19 protein-coding genes are annotated in these 20,561 nt (G+C 64.6%); all 19 read right to left on the minus strand.

What is annotated here, in order from left to right; translation table 11 throughout:
- Positions 1-100 precede the first annotated feature (100 nt).
- A complete protein-coding gene (fabG, locus tag BLV04_RS15055) occupies positions 101-841 on the minus strand; it encodes a 3-oxoacyl-ACP reductase FabG (RefSeq protein WP_093033793.1) in 741 nt (246 codons plus the stop codon).
- Entirely contained in the window at positions 828-1,778 is a 951-nt protein-coding gene (gene fabD, locus BLV04_RS15060) for an ACP S-malonyltransferase (RefSeq protein ID WP_093033796.1), read from the minus strand. The genes fabG and fabD overlap by 14 nt, the downstream gene beginning before the upstream one ends.
- 46 nt (positions 1,779-1,824) lie before the next feature.
- The gene (locus BLV04_RS15065) at positions 1,825-2,781 is read right to left on the minus strand and encodes a beta-ketoacyl-ACP synthase III (RefSeq protein WP_093033799.1); all 957 of its coding nucleotides are present in this window, start codon (positions 2,779-2,781) and stop codon (positions 1,825-1,827) included.
- Positions 2,781-3,809 (minus strand): phosphate acyltransferase PlsX, encoded by a 1,029-nt coding sequence (gene plsX / locus BLV04_RS15070; protein ID WP_093033802.1) that lies wholly within the window; start codon positions 3,807-3,809, stop codon positions 2,781-2,783. The genes BLV04_RS15065 and plsX overlap by 1 nt, the downstream gene beginning before the upstream one ends.
- Positions 3,810-3,871: 62 nt before the next feature.
- Positions 3,872-4,048 (minus strand): 50S ribosomal protein L32, encoded by a 177-nt coding sequence (gene rpmF / locus BLV04_RS15075; RefSeq protein WP_007194663.1) that lies wholly within the window; start codon positions 4,046-4,048, stop codon positions 3,872-3,874.
- Between the two features lie 148 nt (positions 4,049-4,196).
- Complete coding sequence (locus tag BLV04_RS15080; protein WP_093033805.1) at positions 4,197-4,808, minus strand: YceD family protein; 612 nt, start codon at positions 4,806-4,808, stop codon at positions 4,197-4,199.
- A gap of 176 nt (positions 4,809-4,984) precedes the next feature.
- Positions 4,985-6,118 (minus strand): sodium ion-translocating decarboxylase subunit beta, encoded by a 1,134-nt coding sequence (locus tag BLV04_RS15085; protein WP_093033808.1) that lies wholly within the window; start codon positions 6,116-6,118, stop codon positions 4,985-4,987.
- Between the two features lie 5 nt (positions 6,119-6,123).
- Positions 6,124-7,905, minus strand: coding sequence for a sodium-extruding oxaloacetate decarboxylase subunit alpha (oadA, locus tag BLV04_RS15090; protein ID WP_093033811.1), 1,782 nt, complete (start codon positions 7,903-7,905; stop codon positions 6,124-6,126).
- 183 nt (positions 7,906-8,088) lie between these two features.
- The gene (locus BLV04_RS15095; protein WP_093033814.1) at positions 8,089-8,349 is read right to left on the minus strand and encodes an OadG family protein; all 261 of its coding nucleotides are present in this window, start codon (positions 8,347-8,349) and stop codon (positions 8,089-8,091) included.
- A gap of 15 nt (positions 8,350-8,364) precedes the next feature.
- The gene (locus tag BLV04_RS15100) at positions 8,365-9,660 is read right to left on the minus strand and encodes an adenylosuccinate synthase (RefSeq protein ID WP_093033816.1); all 1,296 of its coding nucleotides are present in this window, start codon (positions 9,658-9,660) and stop codon (positions 8,365-8,367) included.
- 10 nt (positions 9,661-9,670) lie between these two features.
- Positions 9,671-10,855 carry an ATP phosphoribosyltransferase regulatory subunit gene (locus BLV04_RS15105; RefSeq protein WP_093033818.1) on the minus strand — a complete coding sequence of 395 codons (1,185 nt, stop codon included), beginning with the start codon at positions 10,853-10,855 and terminating at the stop codon, positions 9,671-9,673.
- 55 nt (positions 10,856-10,910) lie between these two features.
- Complete coding sequence (locus tag BLV04_RS15110; RefSeq protein WP_245731913.1) at positions 10,911-11,093, minus strand: DUF2065 domain-containing protein; 183 nt, start codon at positions 11,091-11,093, stop codon at positions 10,911-10,913.
- Between the two features lie 238 nt (positions 11,094-11,331).
- Positions 11,332-12,201 carry a protease modulator HflC gene (gene hflC, locus BLV04_RS15115; RefSeq protein ID WP_093033824.1) on the minus strand — a complete coding sequence of 290 codons (870 nt, stop codon included), beginning with the start codon at positions 12,199-12,201 and terminating at the stop codon, positions 11,332-11,334.
- Positions 12,201-13,358 carry an FtsH protease activity modulator HflK gene (gene hflK, locus BLV04_RS15120; RefSeq protein ID WP_093033826.1) on the minus strand — a complete coding sequence of 386 codons (1,158 nt, stop codon included), beginning with the start codon at positions 13,356-13,358 and terminating at the stop codon, positions 12,201-12,203. Before hflK ends, hflC begins: the two co-directional genes overlap by 1 nt.
- A gap of 479 nt (positions 13,359-13,837) precedes the next feature.
- A complete protein-coding gene (hflX, locus tag BLV04_RS15125; RefSeq protein WP_093033829.1) occupies positions 13,838-15,124 on the minus strand; it encodes a ribosome rescue GTPase HflX in 1,287 nt (428 codons plus the stop codon).
- A gap of 59 nt (positions 15,125-15,183) precedes the next feature.
- Complete coding sequence (gene hfq / locus BLV04_RS15130) at positions 15,184-15,435, minus strand: RNA chaperone Hfq (protein ID WP_007194652.1); 252 nt, start codon at positions 15,433-15,435, stop codon at positions 15,184-15,186.
- Between the two features lie 597 nt (positions 15,436-16,032).
- Positions 16,033-16,956 (minus strand): tRNA (adenosine(37)-N6)-dimethylallyltransferase MiaA, encoded by a 924-nt coding sequence (gene miaA, locus BLV04_RS15135; protein ID WP_093034004.1) that lies wholly within the window; start codon positions 16,954-16,956, stop codon positions 16,033-16,035.
- Between the two features lie 105 nt (positions 16,957-17,061).
- The gene (gene mutL / locus BLV04_RS15140) at positions 17,062-18,903 is read right to left on the minus strand and encodes a DNA mismatch repair endonuclease MutL (protein WP_093034007.1); all 1,842 of its coding nucleotides are present in this window, start codon (positions 18,901-18,903) and stop codon (positions 17,062-17,064) included.
- Between the two features lie 229 nt (positions 18,904-19,132).
- Positions 19,133-20,491: an N-acetylmuramoyl-L-alanine amidase gene (locus BLV04_RS15145; RefSeq protein ID WP_371828646.1), complete on the minus strand. Its 1,359-nt coding sequence runs from the start codon at positions 20,489-20,491 to the stop codon at positions 19,133-19,135.
- Positions 20,492-20,561: the final 70 nt, after the last annotated feature.

Here is a 20,561-nt window from a genome sequence, read left to right on the forward strand (position 1 = left end):
TCTAGTGACAATCGACGGCCGATGAAAGCTGCATCAGCCCTCGACAAAAAGCACAAGGATCTGATTTAGCTGACCTTAATCATATCGACGACAACGACTTTCATGCCATGTGCATGCCGCCGTTCACGTGTAGGGTCTCGCCGGTGATGTAGGCCGCCGCGGGCGAGGCCAAAAAGACCACGGCGCCGGCGATCTCCTCGGGCTGTCCAAGCCTGCCCAGCGGGATGCTTCCGATCAACGCCTGGCGCTGCGCATCGGGCAAGGCGCGAGTCATGTCGGTATCGATGAAACCCGGGGCCACGCAGTTGACCGTGATCGCGCGTGATCCGACCTCGCGCGCCAACGCCTTGGTGAAGCCCATCATGCCTGCCTTGGCAGCCGCATAGTTGGTCTGACCGGCATTGCCCATGGCGCCGACGACGGAAGCGATGTTGATGATTCGGCCTTTGCGTGCCTTCGTCATCGAACGCAGACATGCCTTGGTGACACGGTAGAGCGAGCTGAGATTGGTCTCGATGACCGAATCCCACTCCTCGTCCTTCATCCGCATCAGGAGGTTGTCGCGTGTAATTCCCGCGTTGTTCACGAGAATCCCCGGCGCACCGAGGCGCTCGGTGATCTCCGCGACGGCGGCCTCGACCGACGCCGGATCGGCCACGTCGAGCACGATCCCGATACCCCGGTAACCCGCCTCGTTGAGCGCCTCCTCGATCGAGCGCGCGCCGGGAGCCGTCGTGGCGGTACCGGCAACGGCGGCACCCTGCTCGGCCAGGGCCATGGCGATGGCCCGACCGATTCCCCTCGAGGCACCCGTGACGAGCGCGATTTCATCTCTCAGCATTGTCTATCGCCTCCAGTGCCGCTTCGAGTGACTTCGGGTCGAAGACCGGCAGTGTCGTCAGATTGTCGTCGATACGTTTGTTCAGGCCGGTCAGCACCTTGCCCGGGCCGCACTCGATCGCGATCCGAATACCTTCGGCGGCAACGGCACGCACCGTCTCCACCCAACGCACCGGGCGATAGAGCTGCTGGGCCAGTTGATCGCGCAGCGCGGCACTGTCGGCGGCGCTCTGCACGCTGGCGTTGTGCAGTACCGCGACCTCCGGGACTCGGATCTCGATCGTGGCCAACTGCTCGGCGAGGCGATCCGCCGCGGGGCGCATCAGGGCACAATGCGAGGGAACGCTGACCGGCAGGGTCAGGGCTCGTTTCGCACCGGCGCCCTTGGCCGCGCCGATCGCACGGTCCACCGCGGCGGCCTCGCCTGCGATCACCACCTGACCGGGCGAGTTGAAATTGACGGCCTCGAGCACGGCGCCTTGCGCCTGCTCGGCGCAGAGTGCAATGACCTCGGCGTCGCCCAGACCCAGCACGGCCGCCATCGCACCCTCTCCGGCCGGAACCGCTTCCTGCATGAAGCGCGCACGTTCGGCCGCCAAACGCACGCCGTCGGCAAAGCTCAGCGCGCCGGCAGCCACCAAGGCCGAATACTCGCCAAGGCTATGACCGGCCATCATGCTCGCGGGCGGCCCGCCGGCCTGAAGCCACGCACGCCAGACCGCAATGCCGGCGCTCAGCATGACGGGTTGGGTGTTCCTGGTGAGATCGAGATCTTCTTTCGGACCCTCGTGGACCAAACGCCAAAGGTCGAAACCCAAGGCGTCCGAGGCTTCATCGAAGGTCCTGCGGACCTCCGGATAGGACTCGGCGAGTGCGTCGAGCATCCCGATCGACTGGGAGCCCTGACCGGGAAAGAAAGCGGCAATCATGTGTGTCATCCGTATCGGCAGGGACCCGGCAGCAAACCAATCAGCAACAAAGCAATCAGTAACGAACCAAGACGGAACCCCAGGTGAAACCGCCTCCGAAGGCTTCCATCAGGAGGAGCTCGCCACGCTGAATACGCCCGTCGCGCACCGCTTGATCGAAGGCCAGCGGAATGGATGCGGCCGAGGTGTTGCCGTGCTCCGAAACCGTCACGACGACACGCTCCATCGGCAGATCCAGCTTACGCGCGGTCGCCTGAATGATACGGATATTCGCCTGGTGCGGGATCAACCAGTCGATGTCCGACTTGGCCAGACCGGCCGCATCGAGGGTCTCGTCGACGATGCGTCCGAGCGTGGTAACCGCTACCCGGAAGACCTCGTTGCCCTTCATTTCCATGAATCGGGCATCGGGGTGCCCGTTGCCGAGGCCGCCCGGGACCTGAAGCAGATCCTTGTAGGCACCGTCGGCATGCAGATGCGTGGAAATGATGCCCGGCTCGTCCGCCGCCTCCAAGACCACCGCCCCTGCGCCGTCTCCGAAGAGCACGCAGGTCCCGCGGTCCTCCCAGTTGAGGATGCGCGAAAGTGTCTCGGCCCCGACCACCAGCGCCCGTTTCGCCGCGCCGGTTCGGATGAATTTATCGGCAACCCCGACGGCGTAGACAAAACCCGTGCAGACCGCCTGAAGATCGAATGCCGGACAGCCGTGCACGCCGAGACGCTGCTGCAGAAGACAGGCGGTGCTCGGGAAGAATTGGTCCGGCGTGGTCGTGGCGACAATGATCAGATCGATGTCGGACGGCTGGAGACCGGATGCATCGAGCGCTCGGCGGGCAGCCGCTTCGGCGAGATCGCAACAGGTCTCGCCCTCGGAAACCAAATGGCGCTTCTCGATACCGGTGCGCTCGAAGATCCAGGTCGCCGTGGTGTCGACGATCGACTCGAGATCGGCATTCGTCACCGTCCGGGCCGGGAGGTGGCTCCCGGTCCCCAGGATGCGCGAGTAAATCATCAGGCGATCGCCTTGTATTGTCCGCTGTCGAGATGTCGGCCGACTTGCTCGCCGATCCGCTTGGGGATGTTCGCGTGAATCTCTTTCAGCGCGATGTGGATCGCGTTCTCGAACGCCATCTCGTCCGCACCTCCGTGGCTCTTGATCACGATTCCGCGCAGGCCGAGAAGACTGGCACCGTTGTAGCGGCGCGGGTCCATCGTGCGACGAAACTGCTTGAGAATCGGCATCGCGGCAAGCCCGGCAAGCCGGCTGAACCAGGTCCGCTTGAACTGTGTGCTCAAGGAATGCCGGACGAACTTGGCTACCCCTTCACTACATTTGAGGGCCACGTTCCCGACGAATCCGTCCGCCACGACCACGTCGATATCGTCGAGAAAGATCCCGTCGCCCTCGATGTAGCCGACATAGTTCAAGCCGCTGCGCAGCAGCAGCTCGTTGGCCTGCTTGACCTGCTCGTTGCCCTTGATCTCTTCCTGTCCGATGTTCAGGAGCGCCACGCGCGGTGCAGCGACGCCTTCGACGGCCGTCACCAACTCGCTGCCCATCACGGCAAACTGGAAGAGATGCTCGGCCGTGCAATCCACGTTCGCACCCAGGTCGAGCATGTGGGTATGCCCGTGCAGAGAGGGTACGGCGGTGATGATCGCCGGGCGATCGACACTCGGCAGTGTCTTGAGGACGAAACGCGCGGTCGCCATCAGGGCTCCGGTGTTGCCGGCGCTGACGCAGGCGTCGGCGTCGCCGCTTTTCACCAGGTCGATGGCCACACGCATCGAGGAATCCTTTTTTCCCCTCAGCGCCTTGGAAGGCGACTCGTCCATCCCGACCTCCTGAGTCGTCGGACGAATCGTCAGCCGGGTTCGATCGGCGTTTCCGAGGTGCTCGGCGATCTTAGCCTCGTCGCCGACAAGGATTAGATCAACGCGCTCGGAGGCTGCGAGAAAACGCAGCGCGGCCGCCACCACGATACCCGGGCCATGATCACCGCCCATGGCGTCAAGCGCGATTGTCGAGACAGATCCCATCCCGAGTATGTTCGAGCTGCGGCTGTGCGCTGGCTTGAGAGCTCCAAGGCGACCGCGTGCGATCACTCAGAGCGATCCAGAACCTTACGGCCGCGATAGAAACCGTCCGGCGTCACATGGTGGCGAAGATGGGTCTCGCCACTAGTGGGATCCACCGACAAGGTCGGCTTGCTCAGGGCGTCATGGGAGCGACGCATGCCGCGCTTGGACGGGGTTTTTCGATTTTGTTGAACGGCCATCTTTGATCTCCGAATGAAGCGCGGCCGCCGCTTGAGCGGGAGCGCAATCTGTTTTTAAGTCCATCAATAGCGTTGGGTGCCGCACCCAGGCTCCGCGTACGGTTCGACCGTTACCTCCCCTTGGGCCATGCCAATGTACGCTATGGTCTCATGTCTGCGGCGGTCGCTTGAGTGCCGCGAGAATCTCGAAGGGCCGGCGTCTCGCACCCGACCCCGCTGCCTCGTCTCCCGGCGATGCTGCCGCCTCGCCAGGCTCGATCGGCCCCGCCGCGCAGTCCCCGAGAGGATGGCGCGGGATCGCAGGAAACGCCAACAGAAGCTCGTCCTCGACGAGATCCATGGGATTGAGCCGCTCATCGGCGACTATCCAAGGGTCGAGATCCTCGGGCAAGTCGCGCGCGTCTTCCTCCCGGCGAATCAGCGCCAACGCAATCGGAGCATCAACCGGAACCCCGACCTCGTCGAGGCAGCGCTGGCAACGCAACCGTAAGGTCGCTCGCACGCGCCCCGTCACAATGCACCGACCCTTTTGATCCCGAGCGAACAGCAGCTCATAGCTCACCACGTCGGCGATCGCGGAACCTTCGAGTGCCGAGCCGGCCTCCGGCCGAGCACGGTCCAGACCTTCCATGGCGGCAGCAAGCCGCGGCATCTCGCTCAACAACACATCGCCGTTGAAGGCTAGGTCACGGCGACATGCCCGCCAGGGGTCGATCAGTTCAAGAGGTGCGCCCGACATAAGCGCGCAAAAGTAGCGCATAAAGGATCGCAGCGTCAACCTAAACCGTGCCGCGCGATCCGGCAGGCCGCGGTTGCGCTGATCCTGGGCCCGGCAGACGAACGACCGGCAGCCGGGGCAAGTCGTCGGACGACCGCGGTGTCGAGGCCGTCAATCCCTCGAGGGAAATACGAGGCGATCGGCTGTCGGATCGAGCGCTACGGACCCACGAGGGCGAGCAAGACGCCGGCGGCGACCGCCGAGCCGATCACACCGGCAACATTCGGACCCATGGCATGCATCAGCAGGAAATTGTGGTGGTTTTCTTCCAGCCCGACCTTGTTCACGACCCGCGCAGCCATGGGGACCGCCGAGACGCCCGCCGCACCGATCAAAGGGTTCACCTTCCCTCCGCTGAGACGACACATGATCTTGCCCATGATGACTCCCGCGGCAGTCCCGATGCTGAAGGCAATGGCACCTAGCACCAGAATCCCCAGCGTCTGCGTCGTGAGAAAGAGCTCGCCCGAGAGCTTGGAGCCGATCGCCAAACCCAAGAGGATGGTGACGACGTTGATGATCTCGTTCTGAGCCGCCCGACTAAGGCGCTCCACGACGCCGCTTTCGCGCAGAAGATTGCCCAAGGTGAGCATGCCGATCAGCGGGGCTGCCGAGGGCAACAGCAAGGCGCAGAGAAAGAGCACGGCGAAGGGAAAGAGGATCCGCTCCAAGCGCGAGACGGGGCGCAGCTGCTCCATCACGACACTGCGCTCTGCCTTGGTCGTCAGCGCACGCATGATCGGCGGCTGAATGATCGGGACCAGCGCCATGTAGGAGTAGGCAGCCACCGCGATCGCGCCGAGGAGATCGGGCGCAAGGCGCGAAGCCAAAAAGATGGCTGTCGGCCCGTCCGCCCCGCCGATGATGCCGATGGCGGCGGCATCGGCCAGACTGAAGTTGAATCCGGGCAGCAGGTTCAGAGCGAGCGCACCAATTAGGGTCGCAAAGATCCCGAACTGCGCCGCCGCGCCGAGGAGCAGTGTCGAGGGCCTGGCGATCAGGGCGCTGAAATCGGTCAAGGCGCCGACGCCGAGGAAGATGAGCAGGGGGAAGACGCCGGTCTCGACTCCGACGTGATAGATCATCCCGATCATCCCCTCCGGTCCGGCCATGCCCGCGATCGGGATGTTCGAGAGGATCGCACCGAAGCCGATGGGCAGCAGCAGGAGCGGCTCGAAGCGTTTGGCGATCGCCAGGTAAATGAGACCGATCCCGACTAGGAGCATGAGCAGCTCGCGCCAGGTGATGTTGGCGATGCCGGTGGACTGCCAGAGGGTGAGAAGGGCCTCCATACCGCTCAGCCCAGGGTCAGTAGCGTCTGGCCGACTTGGAGGCTATCGCCTTCCTTGACCGACACGACAAGCACGGTGCCGCCTTCCGGGGAGCGGACCTCGGTCTCCATCTTCATCGCCTCGAGCAGCATGATCAGGTCTCCGGAGGCGATGACCTGCCCCGGTTTGACCTTGACCGCCACCACGGTCCCGGCGAGCGGGGCCGGCACGCTCCGGCCGGCGACGGGGGGCGGCAAAGCGACGCTCGGCACGCCGGCGACCTGCTGGACCGCGCCTTCCGGGGAGACCATGACATGGTAGCTATGGCCGTCGACCTCCACCCGATAGCGCTCGGCGACGGCGGCGGCCGCAACCGGCGCAGTCTCGACGACGGCCGGGCTGACGGGATCTTTCCACGGCGGTGGCTCGAAGGCACTCGGATTCCCGCGATGTTCAAGGAACTTGAGCCCGACCTGAGGAAACAGAGCATAGGTCAGGACATCGTCCACGACATCCGAGGCAAGCGTGATGGAGCGCTCCTCGGCCAGGCGCTGAAGCTCCCCCGTGAGCACATCGAGCTCAGGCGTGAGATTATCGGCCGGACGGCAGGTGATCGGCATCTCGCCTTCGGCCAAGACGCGCTGTTGGAGCTCGAGGTTCACCGGGGCCGGCGTGACACCGTACTCGCCTTTGAGGACGCCGGCGGTCTCGTTGGTGATGCTCTTGTAGCGCTCGCCCATCAGGACGTTGAGCACGGCCTGGCTTCCGACGATCTGGGATGTCGGCGTCACCAAGGGCAGGAAGCCCAGGTCCTCGCGCACGCGCGGGATCTCGGCAAGCACCTCGTCGAGCCGGTCGGTGGCCCCCTGCTCGCGCAGCTGGTTCTCCATGTTGGTGAGCATGCCGCCGGGAACCTGAGCGACCAGGATGCGCGAGTCCACACCCTTGAGCGCCCCTTCGAACTTGGCGTATTTCTTACGGACCTCGCGGAAATAGGCCGCGATCTCTTCGAGCAGGAAGAGGTTCAATCCGGTCGAGCGATCCGTGTCTTCCAGGATGGCGACCACCGACTCGGTCGGCGAATGGCCATAGGTCATGCTCATCGAGGAGATGGAGGTATCGACCATGTCGATCCCAGCCTCGGCCGCCTTCAGGATGGTGCCGGTGCTCATTCCGGTCGTCGCATGGCTCTGCATGGCAATCGGAACGCTGCAGTTCTCCTTCAAACGGGTCACCAGCGACTCGGCGACATAGGGTTTGAGCAGACCCGCCATGTCCTTGATGCAAATCGAATGGCAGCCCATGTCTTCGAGTCGGCGACCCATGTCGACCCAGTATTCCAGATCGTGCACCGGACTGACCGTGTAGGACATGGTGCCTTGTGCATGCTTACCGGTGGCCAGGACGGCCTTGACCGAGGTGTCGAGGTTGCGCACGTCGTTCATCGCATCGAAGATGCGAAACACATCGATCCCGCCGAGGGCCGCGCGCTCCACGAATGCCTCGACCAGGTCGTCGGCATAGTGCCGGTAGCCGAGCAGGTTTTGCCCTCTCAGCAGCATCTGCTGCGGCGTCTTGGGCATCGCGGCCTTGAGCAGGCGCAGGCGCTCCCAGGGGTCTTCACCGAGATACCGGATGCAGGCGTCGAAGGTCGCCCCGCCCCAGCTCTCGAGCGACCAGAAGCCGACTTCGTCGAGCTTCGGCGCGATGGGGAGCATGTCCTCGATGCGCAGGCGGGTCGCGAGCAGCGACTGGTGTGCGTCGCGCAGGACAACATCGGTGATCGCAAGTCGGTTGGATTGCTTCATGCGGGACTCGATCTCGGGTTTGGGTGATGCTCGGTCAGCGGAGCGTGCGCCGATCGCTGCCTCGGCTCGTTGCCGGCAAGACCGCGAGACACGTCGCGCTCGGACAGGCGGGCAACGGGTCGACGCGATACGGGAGGCGAGCGAAATGATGTGATTGCGGCAGGACTCGGCTCGATCGACACGTCAAGGGCGGTGGCGTCGACGATGCGCCTGGATCGCAGCGCCGATGACCGCGATCAATCGCTTGTCATCCTGCGTGCGCGCAAGCGCATGACCGCCGGCCGTCGCCGCCGGGAGCGGCTCCTCGGGGGCCCAGCGGGCGACCGCCTTCGACATCAGGGTGAGGACCCCGACCAGCAGCACGAGAAAGGCATAGACGATGGTCATCCCGATGACCATCAGCCAAAGCCCCTCGATAACAAGCTCAGTTCCGACGGTATCCATTGTGTCGGCGCGGCATCAGACGTCGAAGGGGTGGCGACGGATCAGGGTCTCGACCCGGTCCGGTCCGGTGGACACCAGATCGATCGGCAGCCCGCTCATCCGCTCGATGGTGTCGAGATAGTGGCGCGCCTGCGCCGGGAGCGCATCGAACGAGGTCACCCCGAAGGTCGATTCCTCCCAACCGGGGATCTCGGTGTACCGCGGCTCGCAGCGTGCCAGGGCATCGGCGCCGACCGGAGGCGTGACGACCTCCTCGCCATCGATGACATAGCTCGTACAGATCTTGATGGTCTCCAGGCCGTCGAGCACGTCGAGCTTGGTGATGCAGATACCGGTGACGCTGTTGATGGCGAGCGATCGCTTGAGTGAGACCATGTCCAGCCAACCGCAGCGACGCTTGCGCCCGGTGGTCGCGCCGAACTCGTTGCCGCGCTTGCCCAGAGCGTCGCCGACCTCGTCGAACAGCTCGGTCGGGAAGGGTCCGGCGCCGACGCGCGTGGTGTAGGCCTTCACGATCCCCAAGACATAATCCAGGTCGCGCGGGCCGACGCCGCTGCCGCTTGCCGCCCCGCCGGCCGTCGTCGTGGACGAGGTCACGTAGGGATAGGTGCCGTGGTCGATGTCGAGCAAAGAGCCTTGGGCGCCCTCGAACAGGATGTCATTCCCTTCGGCGCGACAGGCATGCAGATAGCCGGGCACATCCATGACAAGCGGGCGCAGCACCTCGGCGTGCCCAACGAACTCGTCGAGCACAGCAGAATACTCGACCGGTGCGACCTTGAAGTAATGCTCGAGCATGAAGTTGTGGTACTCCATGATCTCGCGCAGGCGCTCCTTGAAGTGTTCTGCGTCGAGAAGCTCGCCGAGGCGGATACCTCGACGCGCCGTCTTGTCTTCATACGCAGGGCCGATGCCTCGGCCGGTCGTCCCGATCGCCTTCACGCCGCGCGCAAGCTCGCGCGCCTGATCGAGGGCAATGTGGTAAGGGAGAATCAGCGGACAGGCCGCGCTGATGCCGAGCCGCTCGCGCGCCGGCACGCCGGAGGCTTCGAGCATGGCGAGCTCTTCCTGCAGCGCCGAGGGCGAGAGCACCACGCCGTTGCCGATCAAGCAATGCACGCCCTCGCGCAGCACGCCGGACGGGACCAGATGCAGCACGGTCTTCACACCGTCGATGACCAGGGTGTGCCCGGCATTGTGGCCCCCTTGAAACCGCACCACGACCGAAGCCCGGTCGGTCAGCAGGTCCACCACCTTACCTTTGCCTTCATCACCCCATTGGGTGCCGATTACAACGACGTTGTTGCCCATCTTGAGTCATCTACTCCGCGAGGATATCGTCTAGTTCCCAACGCCCGTCACGTTCGACCAGCACCTGCCGGCAGCCCGGATCGCGCAGATCCTGCTCGAGCCCGGGGAGCGCATGGATCACGCGCCGTCCCGAGGCACGGAGCCGATCGACGGCCTCCTGCAACGCCGGCGCGCTCGACCAGGGCGCGTAGATCGCCGCGTCGCTCGTATCGGACCTTCGCCCGTGGCGCAGCAGCTCTTTCAAATCCGTACTGAATCCGACCGCGGGACGTGCGCGACCGAAAACCCGCCCGATGTCGTCGTAACGGCCGCCGCGCGCGATCTCCAGCCCCCAGCCGGGAACAAAGGCGGCAAAAACCGCCCCCGTCTTATACCGGTAACCGCGCAGCTCCGCCAGATCGTAATGGATGGAAACGTCCGGGAGCCAGCGACCGAGCTCGTCGGCGAGTCGGCGAAGGTAGTCGACCGCCTCGCGTACCGGGCGGTCGGCCTCGCGCAGCAGCGCCTCGGCACGCGCGAGTGCATCGGCCCCGTTGAGCTCCGCCAAGGCGGACAACATTCGCGCCGGTGCGCCGCCGAGGCCGAGCTCCGCGATCAGTGCCTCGATCTCCGGCACGGCCTTGCGCTGCAGTGCATCGAACAGTGCATGCTCGCCGGCCGGCGACAATCCGGCTTGCCGGGCCAGCCCTCGGTAGATGCCGACGTGCCCCAGATCCAGATAGCTCTCCCGAATCCCGGCTGCACGCAAGGTCAGCATAATTAGCCGCAGGATCTCGGTATCGCTCTCGATCCCGGAGTGTCCGTAGATCTCGGCGCCGATCTGCAACGGACTGCGCGTACCGGCGAATCCGTCGCTGCGGGTATGCAGAACGGTCCCGAGATAGCACAGCCGCGTCGGAGCGTCCCGTCTGAGATGGTGCGCATCGATCCGGGCGACCTGCGGGGTCATATCGGCACGCACGCCGAGCAGGCGTCCGCTGAGCTGGTCGGTCAGCTTGAAGGTCTGAAGGTCGAGATCTTGACCGGTTCCGGTCAGGAGGGATTCCAGATAGTCGATGAAGGGCGGGATGACGAGCTCGTAGCCCCAGCTCGCGTAGAGATCCAACAGCTCGCGCCGCAGCGTCTCCATGACCCGCGCCTGAGCAGGCAGCACCTCGTCGATCCCGGCCGGCAGCAGCCAGCGTTCCTCGTTCATGCGTTCAGTAGCCCCGGTTATTCAGTCGCGATCGACGCGCCTCGGTCGAGAGGCATCAGTTGACCAGATACAGCAGGCCGACGCCGGACAGCATGCTGAGCAGGCCGGCGATCCGCAGTGCGCGTTTGTCCTCGGCGGCGATCAGCAGGAGAGCACGTCGAAACCCGTCCGGACTCAGAAAAGGCCAAATGCCTTCGATGACCAGCACAAGCGCAACCGCGACCAAGACATCTTGCAGCAACACGTAACTCCGAAACACCCGATTCGGATCCGAGTGGGCCCCGGACGTGCGCATCGGTCAAAGGCGGGCATCTTTTCAGACGACGGCGCATTTGTCCAACGCTTGTCGGATGCCTGCGCTCCTATCGACGTCGTGCGAGTACGTACGAACCTTTGCGGGCGGCAACACGAAAACGCCTCGGAAATCCGAGGCGTTTGGTTAAGCCGAGGCTTCGGTCAGACCCGAGAGCCCGGGATCATTGCCCGGCCGGATCGCGGAAGAATCGGAAGAAATCCGAGTCCGGCTCCAAAACCATCACGTCACGCTCCTGCCCGAGCGACGATCGATACGCGCTCAAACTGCGGAAGAAGGCATAGAATTCGCGATCCTGGTTGAAGGCGTTGGCGAAGATCTGCGACGCCCGCGCGTCGCCCTCGCCTCGCGTCTCTTCGGACTCGCGAAACGCCTCGGCGACGATCACGGTCCGCTGACGATCCGCATCGGCTCGGATCCGCTCGGCAGCCTCGCCACCCTGTGCCCGAAGATCCCTGGCGACCCGCTCACGCTCGGCACGCATCCGCGAGTAGACGGATTCGCTGACCTCGGGCGGCAGGTCGATCTGCTTCACACGTACGTCGACGACCTCGATTCCGAGATCCTGAGCGTTCTCGTTCACCTCTTTGGTCAACAAGGCCATCAGAGCGAGGCGATCGTCCGAGACGACCTCCTGGATCGTGCGCTTGCCGAACTCGTTGCGCAGGCTCGTGTTGACCCGTTCCGACAGCAGCCGGGAGGTCCGCGCAATGTTGCCCCCCGTCGAACGGAAAAACTGCGCCGCGTTGGAGATGCGCCACTTGGTGTAGGAGTCGACGATCACATCCTTCTTCTCGATCGTCAGGAAGCGTTCCGGTCGCGAATCCAACGTCTGGACTCGCCGATCGAATACCTTGATGTTATTGAGCACCGGCACCTTGAAATGAAGGCCGGGCAGGTAGTCGTCGCCGACGATTTGACCGAGTCGCAGCTTGATTGCCACCTCGTACTGCTGCACGACGAAGGTGAAGGCGTAGATCGCGATCACGAGACCGGCCAAGCCCAGCGGCAGGAAGGTTTTCAGCTTATTCATTACCGCACCCTCCGATCACGATCGACCGAGCGCTGAGGACGATCGGTTGCCTCCGATGCGACGGCGGGGGCCGACGGTTCGGGCTTTACGAGGGCTGACGTGTCCGGCCGCTGCTTGATCAGTTGGTCGATCGGGAGGTAGAGGAGACTGTCGCCGCCGTCTTCCACATCGATGATGACCTTGTTGCTATCACCCAAGACCTGCTCCATCGTTTCCAAGTAAAGGCGCTGTCGCGTGACCTCCGGGGCCATCAGGTACTCGGTCAGGATCGCCGTGAAGCGCGCCGTCTCACCTTCGGATCGGGCGATGACCTGATCGCGGTAGGCGCGAGCATCGGCGATGATCCGGGCGGCCTCGCCGCGTGCCTGCGGAAGCACCTCGTTGGAGTAGGCCTCGGCCTGGTTCTCCAGCCGTTCCTTGTCTTCGCGGGCCTTGATGGCATCGTCGAAGGCGGCCTTGACCTGCTCCGGCGGTTTCGCCGGCTGCATGTTCACGGACGTGACCAAAAGGCCGGTTTGATACTGATCCATCAGGGCCTGAATTCGCTCCTGGATGGTGACGGCAACCGCGCCGCGGCCTTCCGTCATGACGAAGTCGAGCTTGCTCCCGCCGACGGTGACGCGCACGACCGTCACGGTGGCGTCGCGCAAGGTCTGATCCGGGTCGGCAACCTGGAACAGGTAGTCCCCCGCGTCCTGGATGCGTGATTGAACGGTCAGCTCGACATCGACGATATTCTCGTCCTGCGTCAGCATGGAGGCGGAGTGGCTGAAGGTGGAAATCTCGTCGACGTTGACCTTGACGACCGACTCGAATGGCCAGGGAACATGCCAGTGCGGACCCGGGCCGGTGGTGTCGACATAGGCGCCGAAGCGCGTTACGACGCCTCGTTCGGCGGGTTCGACGATATAGATACCGGTCGCAAGCCAGATGACCAGCAGGATGCCGACGATGATTCCGATGGCTCGCGAGCTGAAATCCCCGCCCGGCAGATTAAACCCGCCGCCACCGCCGGAGGGCTTGTTGCCTCCGAACAGCCCGCCGAGTCGCTCCTGGAGCTTTCGCACGACCTCGTCGAGGTCGGGAGGACCTTGCTCGCCGCCGCCCTTGCCGCTCCAAGGGTCTTTGTTACCGCCACCTGGCTCGTTCCAGGCCATAGCTTCTCCGTCTGTCGAATTCGACTGTTGATGTTGGGTTGAGAGGCGCTCCCGCACCAAGTGTGCGGGTTGCGAGGAAGGCGCGCACGCTGGTCGTTACGCGGTCCGGACGCTTAAGCCCTCGGATGACCTCTCCAGAGTGCCGACGAAGCGCGACGATATCAAGCAAAGATGCGACCTAAACCGCGCCCGGTGCGGTATGCGTCATGTTTTGGAGTGGCTTGGCCGCGCCAGCTCCGACGACTGTCGGAGCTGGCGCGGTTTAAGGTATTAATAATTAAACTTTAAGCCGCGCCCTACCGAGATCGAGGACATCTCCAAAGCCAAACGCAACATGACAACGACGCATGTCGCTCAAGACGCGGTTTATGTCGATCGGCACGATTCATGATTTTAGGTGAACGAGACGGCCGAGGGCAAACGGCGCACGGCGGTCGGGCGGGTCGAAACGAACGCCGCTGGGGTCACCGATTCCTCCGTCAAACACCCTCTTTGTCCTCAGAGAACCGCGTATTCCTGGCCGCAAGACGCTCCCGATCCGGTCGCCCGATGATGAGATCCATCGACCACCCCCCCGCAGGTTTAGGCACGTCCGAGATGATCTGTGCATGCTCGAACAACCAAGCACGCAGGCGCCCTTCATCCGGCTCGAGATCCAGCGAGCAGCGAATCCGATCGCGTCCCAGCCACTCGGAGATCGCCTGCAAGAGCAGATCGACCCCCGCACCCGTCTGCGCGGACATCCAGACACGGCTCGGCAGTCCGGCCGGATCCCGCTCGATGCGCGGCGACTCGTCGGGGAGCAGATCGATCTTGTTGTAGACCTCCAGACGCGGGATCTCGTCGCTGCCGATCTCGGCGAGCACCTGCTCCACGTCGGCCGCGAGACGCGCCCGATGCGGCGCCGAGGCCTCCACGACGTGAAGCAGCAGCGCGGCGCTGCGCGTCTCTTCGAGGGTCGAGCGGAACGCCGCCACCAACTCATGCGGAAGCCGACCGACGAAGCCGACGGTATCGGCCACGAGCACCCGTCCGCCGTCCGGAAGTGTCAACCGGCGCAAGGTCGGATCCAAGGTCGCGAAGAGCTGATCGGCCTGAAAGACGCCGGCTTCGGTCAAGCGGTTGAAGAGTGTGGACTTGCCCGCGTTGGTGTAACCCACGAGCGAGAGCACCGGCAGCTCGGCCTTGTCGCGCGCCTTGCGCCCTTGGGCTCGCTGCACCTGGATACGGTCCAGGCGCCGATCGAGCACGGTCATCCGTTTGGAGAGCAGCCGGCGGTCGGTCTCGAGCTGGGTCTCGCCGGGTCCGCGCAGACCGATACCGCCCTTCTGGCGCTCCAAGTGGGTCCATCCGCGCACCAGCCGGGTCGACATGTGCTTGAGCTGCGCAAGCTCGACCTGCAGCTTGCCTTCGAAGGAGCGCGCACGCTGCGCGAAGATGTCGAGAATCAGGCCGGAGCGATCCACGACGCGGCATTTGACAAGGCGCTCGAGATTGCGCTCCTGGCCGGGCGAGAGCGGATGGTTGAAGATCACCAGCTCCGCTCCCGTGCCCGCGACCAGCGCGATCAGCTCGTCGCACTTGCCGGTTCCGATGAAGAGTTTCGGATCGGGCGACGAGCGCGAGCCCCCCAGGGTGCCGACGACCTCCGCGCCCGCGGCAACCGCCAGGCGCCGAAACTCCTCGCGCTCGTCGGGCTCCGCGGTCGAGCCGATGTCCAGGTGCACCAAAACAGCGCGCTCGCCGGCGCTCGGGCGCTCAAACACGGCAACCTCCTTCGCGGCGACGACGATCCGCGCGCGGACCGATTACGGCTGCCTCCCGATCATGTGTTGCCCGGCTCCGGCAGCGCACCTTCCGCCGGTGGGAGCTTGACGTTTCTCGCGGGCACGACGGTCGATATCGCATGCTTGTAAATCATCTGGCTGACGTTGTTTTTCAACAACACGACGAACTGATCGAAGGATTCGATCTGGCCCTGCAATTTAATCCCGTTGACCAAAAAGATGGACACGGGGACGCGTTCCTTCCTCAGGGCGTTCAGAAAAGGGTCTTGGAGGCTTTGGCCTTTAGACATGGAGTGACTCCTTATTGTTGTGGTCGGCAAGTGTTGCCCGGCAAAAAGGTCTGGCTATGATCGCTGCCAATCAAGCCGGGGTGGAGCAGGCGGGACAGCAGCCGGGACAGGCATACCCGCCGAAAAAAGCCTCGTTTAAACCGCGCCCGGTGCGGCATGCGTCATGTGCTGGACTGCTTTGGCCACGCCAGCTCCGACGATTGTTGGAGTTGGCGCGGTTTAAAGTATTCAAAAATATCAAATTCTAAACCGCGCCTCACCGGGATCGAGGATGTCTCCGATGCCAAACGCACAATGAAAACGACGCATGTCGCTCTGGACGCGGTTTAGTGTCGTCGAAACGCTGCACTTTCACCATACCGCCGCGCATCGCCCCGATCCTTGCCGGAGCAACACGGCCAATCGGCGCGGTCTCAGCATGACGCGGACGTCTCTGAAAGCAAGGTCCAGCAAATAGAGTGCCACGCATCGGACACCAACGCCAGATAGCCCCCAAACAGCCCCGCGATCAGACCGACTGGATGGAGACACCGGAACGCGCTGCGCGTTCAATACATTCAATGGGTTCGCACCGAGAAGACGTATCCGGGCTGCGTCTTAGTGCGGGTGACGCGCCGTCGATCGGGCCCTCCGGATCAGGCGCAGCGCCGCGTCGAGCGGATCCGGGTCGTCGGCGAGCCAATGGGTCGCCGTCTCGGCACGCAGCCAGGTAAGCTGGCGCTTGGCGAGTTGCCTGGAGGCGACGATGCCTTTCAGACACATCTCGTCGGCATCGAGTGCGCCGTCGAGGTAGCTCCAGACCTGGCGATACCCGACCGAGCGCATCGACGGCAGGTCCGCGGTGAGATCGCCGCGCGCCCGCAGACGCGCGACCTCATCCACCAAGCCCTGCTCCAGCATCACGCGGAAGCGCCGGGCGATGCGCTCGCGCAGCACCTCGCGATCCGCCGGGGCACGCACCAACTTGAGGAGACGATACGGCAGATCGGCGCTCTCGCCTGCCGACGCGATCAGCGCGCTCATCGACCAGCCCGTCAGGGCATGAATCTCCAACGCACGCTGAATGCGCTGCGGATCGTTGGGGTGGATGCGGGCCGCCGCCTGCGGGTCCAGTCGCTCCAGTCGCGCGTGCATCGCGGACCAGCCGATGACGGCGGCCTCGTCGGACAAGGCTTGGCGGAGCACCGGATCCGCACTCGGCAGTCTCGCCAGACCCTGTTGCAGCGCTTTGAAATAGAGCATGGTGCCGCCGACCAGAAGCGGAATCCGGCCCTGCGCGCTGATCTGCGCCATCGCCGCGAGTGCATCCTCGCGGAAGCGCGCGGTCGAGTAGGCCTCGGTGGGCTCCAGGATATCGATCAGGCGATGCGGCGCACGGGCCAGCACATCGGGTGTCGGCTTGGCCGTGCCGATGTCCATGCCGCGATACACCATCGCCGAATCGACACTGACGATCTCGCACGGCAGCCGCTGAACCAGCTCGACGGCCAGATCGGTCTTGCCGGACGCGGTGGGACCCATGAGCAGGATGGCGAGAGGCCGCTGCGTGGACGCGTCGCTCGATTCCGCCGCAGCAGCTTCGGGCGCGGGTCCGTGGGGTGAGTCGGTCAAACGGGTCTCCCTCGATCAGCGCCCACGCGAGAACCAACGATCGAGCTCGTCGTAAGCCACGCGGATCCAGGTCGGGCGACCATGATTGCATTGGTCGATCCGCTCGACACGCTCCATGTCGCGAAGCAATCCGTTCATCTCATCCAGAGTCAGGCGTCGATTGGCCCGCACGGCGCCGTGGCAGGCCATGGTGGAGAGGACCGCGTTGACGGCCTCGTCGAGTCGGGCGCTGCTGCCGTGGACGGCCAGGTCCGAGAGAAGATCGCGTACCAGACCCTCGTGATCGGCCTGTCGCAGCAGTGCCGGGACCTCGCGCACCACCAAGGTGCCGGCGTCGATGCGGTCGATCACCAGGCCCAGCGCGGCCAGGTCATCGGCCCGGGATGCGATCAGCTCGGCCTCGCGCGGGGCCACCGAGACAGGTACCGGAACCAGCAGCGGCTGGCGAATCACGGCGCCGGAGCGCCAGCTCGTCTTCAGCCGCTCGTAGCCGATCCGCTCGTGGGCCGCATGGATATCGACGATGATCAGACCGTCCGGGGTTTGGGCCAGGAGATAGACCCCGTTGATCTGTGCGACGGCGTAACCGAGCGGGTGCGCCTCGCCGTCTTCGCGGCTTGCTCCGTCCGCCGCGCCGTCGATCCGCCCCCCCGGAGGCGGTGGTTGCTGAAACGCCAGATCTGCACGCAGACGCTCGGCGTAACCGCCGCGCCCTTCGCCGACGCCCAGCGGCAGATGCAGCGTAGGCCCCGAAACGCCCCCGAGACGGGCCACCGGCTCGTCCTCGGCAAACCGCTCCCGACCCGGCATAAACGCGCTCGCCATCTCGGTCGCTGGTTGCGGCTCGCCGAGCACCCCGACCGAGAGACGCCGCTGAAGCACCCGAAAGATGAAATCGTGGACCTGCCGACCTTCCCGGAAACGCACCTCGTGCTTGGACGGATGGACGTTGCAGTCGACCGTCCGGGCGGGCAGCTCCAGGAACAAGAGATAGGCGGGATGCCGCCCGCGATGGAGCAGATCGCTGAAAGCCTGGCGCACGGCGTGACTCACCAGCTTGTCGCGCACCATGCGACCGTTGACGTAGAAAAACTGCTGATCGGCCTGACTGCGGGAGAACGCCGGACGCACCACCCACCCCCGCAGACGCAGATCCACGGCCTCCTCGTCCAGGGTCAGTGCCTGATCGGCGAATGCACTTCCGAGCAAGGTCTCGAGACGGGCGCGCTGCTCCGCAGCGTCGGCCGCGGCCGGCAAGTCATAGAGCGTCCTGCCGTTGTGGCGCAACTGAAAGGCAATCTCCGGCCGTGCCAAGGCGATGCGTCGCACCACCTGCTCCAGATGGCCCAGCTCGGTCTTCTCGGTGCGCAAAAACTTCCGGCGTGCCGGGGTGTTGTAGAAGAGATCCTGCACATCCACGCTGGTCCCCGGCGGATGCGCCGCCGGACGCGGCTCTTCCAAGGCCCCGTCGCTGCCGACCGTGACCTCGAGGGCCGTCGGCTCGTCACGGTGGCGCGAGATCAGACGCAGCCGACTCACCGAGGCGATGCTCGGTAGTGCCTCGCCGCGGAATCCGAGGGTAGCGACCGCCTCCAGATCGCTCAAATCAGCGACCTTGCTGGTGGCATGGCGCGAGAGCGCCAACACCAACTGATCCGGCGGAATCCCACGCCCGTCGTCGCGCACGCGCAGCCGCTTGATCCCGCCGCGCTCCACGTCGATCTCCACCCGCGTGCACTCGGCGTCGAGACTGTTCTCGATCAACTCCTTGGCGACCGAGGCCGGACGCTCGACGACCTCGCCCGCCGCAATCTGATTGACGAGATGACTGGAGAGGATGCGGATCGGTTTGGACATGCGAGGATGGAAACAGAAGCGCGGGGCGCGGGCAAGGGAGAGCTTCCGGCGGACCTGCGGCGTGCCTACTGCCGCCAGCCGCCAGAAGTAGGTTGTGCTGACGACAGGAGGCACAACTTGCGCCGGCGGTGCGTTGTACCTCGCACGGCTCGGCACAACCTACGGCTGATAGCTGGAGGCTGGCGGCAGGCGGCAGGCGGCAGGCGGCAGGCGACTGACAGCTCCCGACTTACGAATCCTCCGGAATCGCCAACACCTGCCCGACCCGGATCATGTCGTCGTTCAGGCCGTTGCGGGCTCGCAGGGCGGAGATGCTCACGCTGTGCTGCTTGGCGATCCCGGAGAGTGTATCGCCCGGACCGATGACGTATTCGCGCGCGCCTCCGCCTCCGCCCTGCGGGGAGGCATCCACAAGCATTCCGTGAGGCGGATACTTGCGGAAGTATCCCAGCACGCCGGCCAAGATCGCCTCGGCGAGCTCCCGCTGATGGCCCCGGTCGCGCAGGCGCTTTTCCTCGTCGGGGTTGCTGATGAAGGCGGTCTCGACCAGGATCGAGGGCACGTCCGGCGCCTTGAGAACGGCGAACCCGGCACGCTGGACATCGCCGCGATGGACCACGCCCAATCGACCGAGATTGGCAAGGACCATGGCCGCGGCCTCGGTACTGTGCTCGATGGTCGCGTTCTGCGTCATGTCCATGAGCACATTCGCCAGAAGATCGTCGCCGGTCGAGAGATCCACACCGCCGATCAGATCCGCGCTGTTCTCGCGACTCGCCAGCCATTTAGCCGCCTCGCTGCTCGCCCCGCCGTAGGACAGGGTATAGACCGAGGAGCCCTTGGCGTTCGCGCTGGAGAAGGCATCGGCATGGATCGACACGAAGAGGTCGGCCCGTCGCTCGCGCGCGATCGCGATGCGTTCCTGGAGCCCGACATAGTAATCTCCGTCGCGGATCATCAGCGCCTCGAGACCCGGCTCGCGGTCGACCAGCTTGGCGAGCTCGCGCGCGATCGCAAGGGTGACGTCCTTCTCCAATGTCCCGCCGGAACCGATCGCCCCTGGATCCTCGCCGCCGTGACCGGCGTCGATGGCGACGATGACTGCAGGACCGCGACCGGGCCGCCCCGCCCCTTTGCGAACGGCCGAATTCGGGAACGAGGGAAGCGCGACACGCCGGACGCTCGAACCGTCCTTCGGTGTCAAATCGATGACCAGCCGATGTCCGTAGCGCTCGTTCGGGCTCAGCGCGAAGCTCTTCGCGCGTACCGGTTGCTTGAGATCCAGGACGATGCGCAGGTGCGACCCACCGCGCACCCCGCCGCGCAGGCCGACCAGCAAGGGGTCGCCGAGGTCGACCTTCGGCAGATTGCTCTGCATGACGGCATCGTCGAGGTCGATGACGAGACGATCGGGATCGTCCAAGGGAAAGACCCGGTGTGTGATCGCCGAGGAGGTCTCGAAGACCAACCGGGTCTTTGCCGGATCGGTCCAGACCCGCGTACCCTGAACCGATGCCTGCTCCGCGCAGACGCACTGCGCCGAAACAGCGAGCAGAAGGAGAAGAAGCGGCGAGATCAGCCTATTCACGAGCACGGCCTTCCGGTTGCTCCCGATCCGATCGATGGTGCGTTGAAAGATAGCATGCCGAGAAACGGCT

It is taken from the genome of Thiocapsa roseopersicina, assembly GCF_900106925.1.
Classification (GTDB): Bacteria; Pseudomonadota; Gammaproteobacteria; order Chromatiales; family Chromatiaceae; genus Thiocapsa; species Thiocapsa roseopersicina.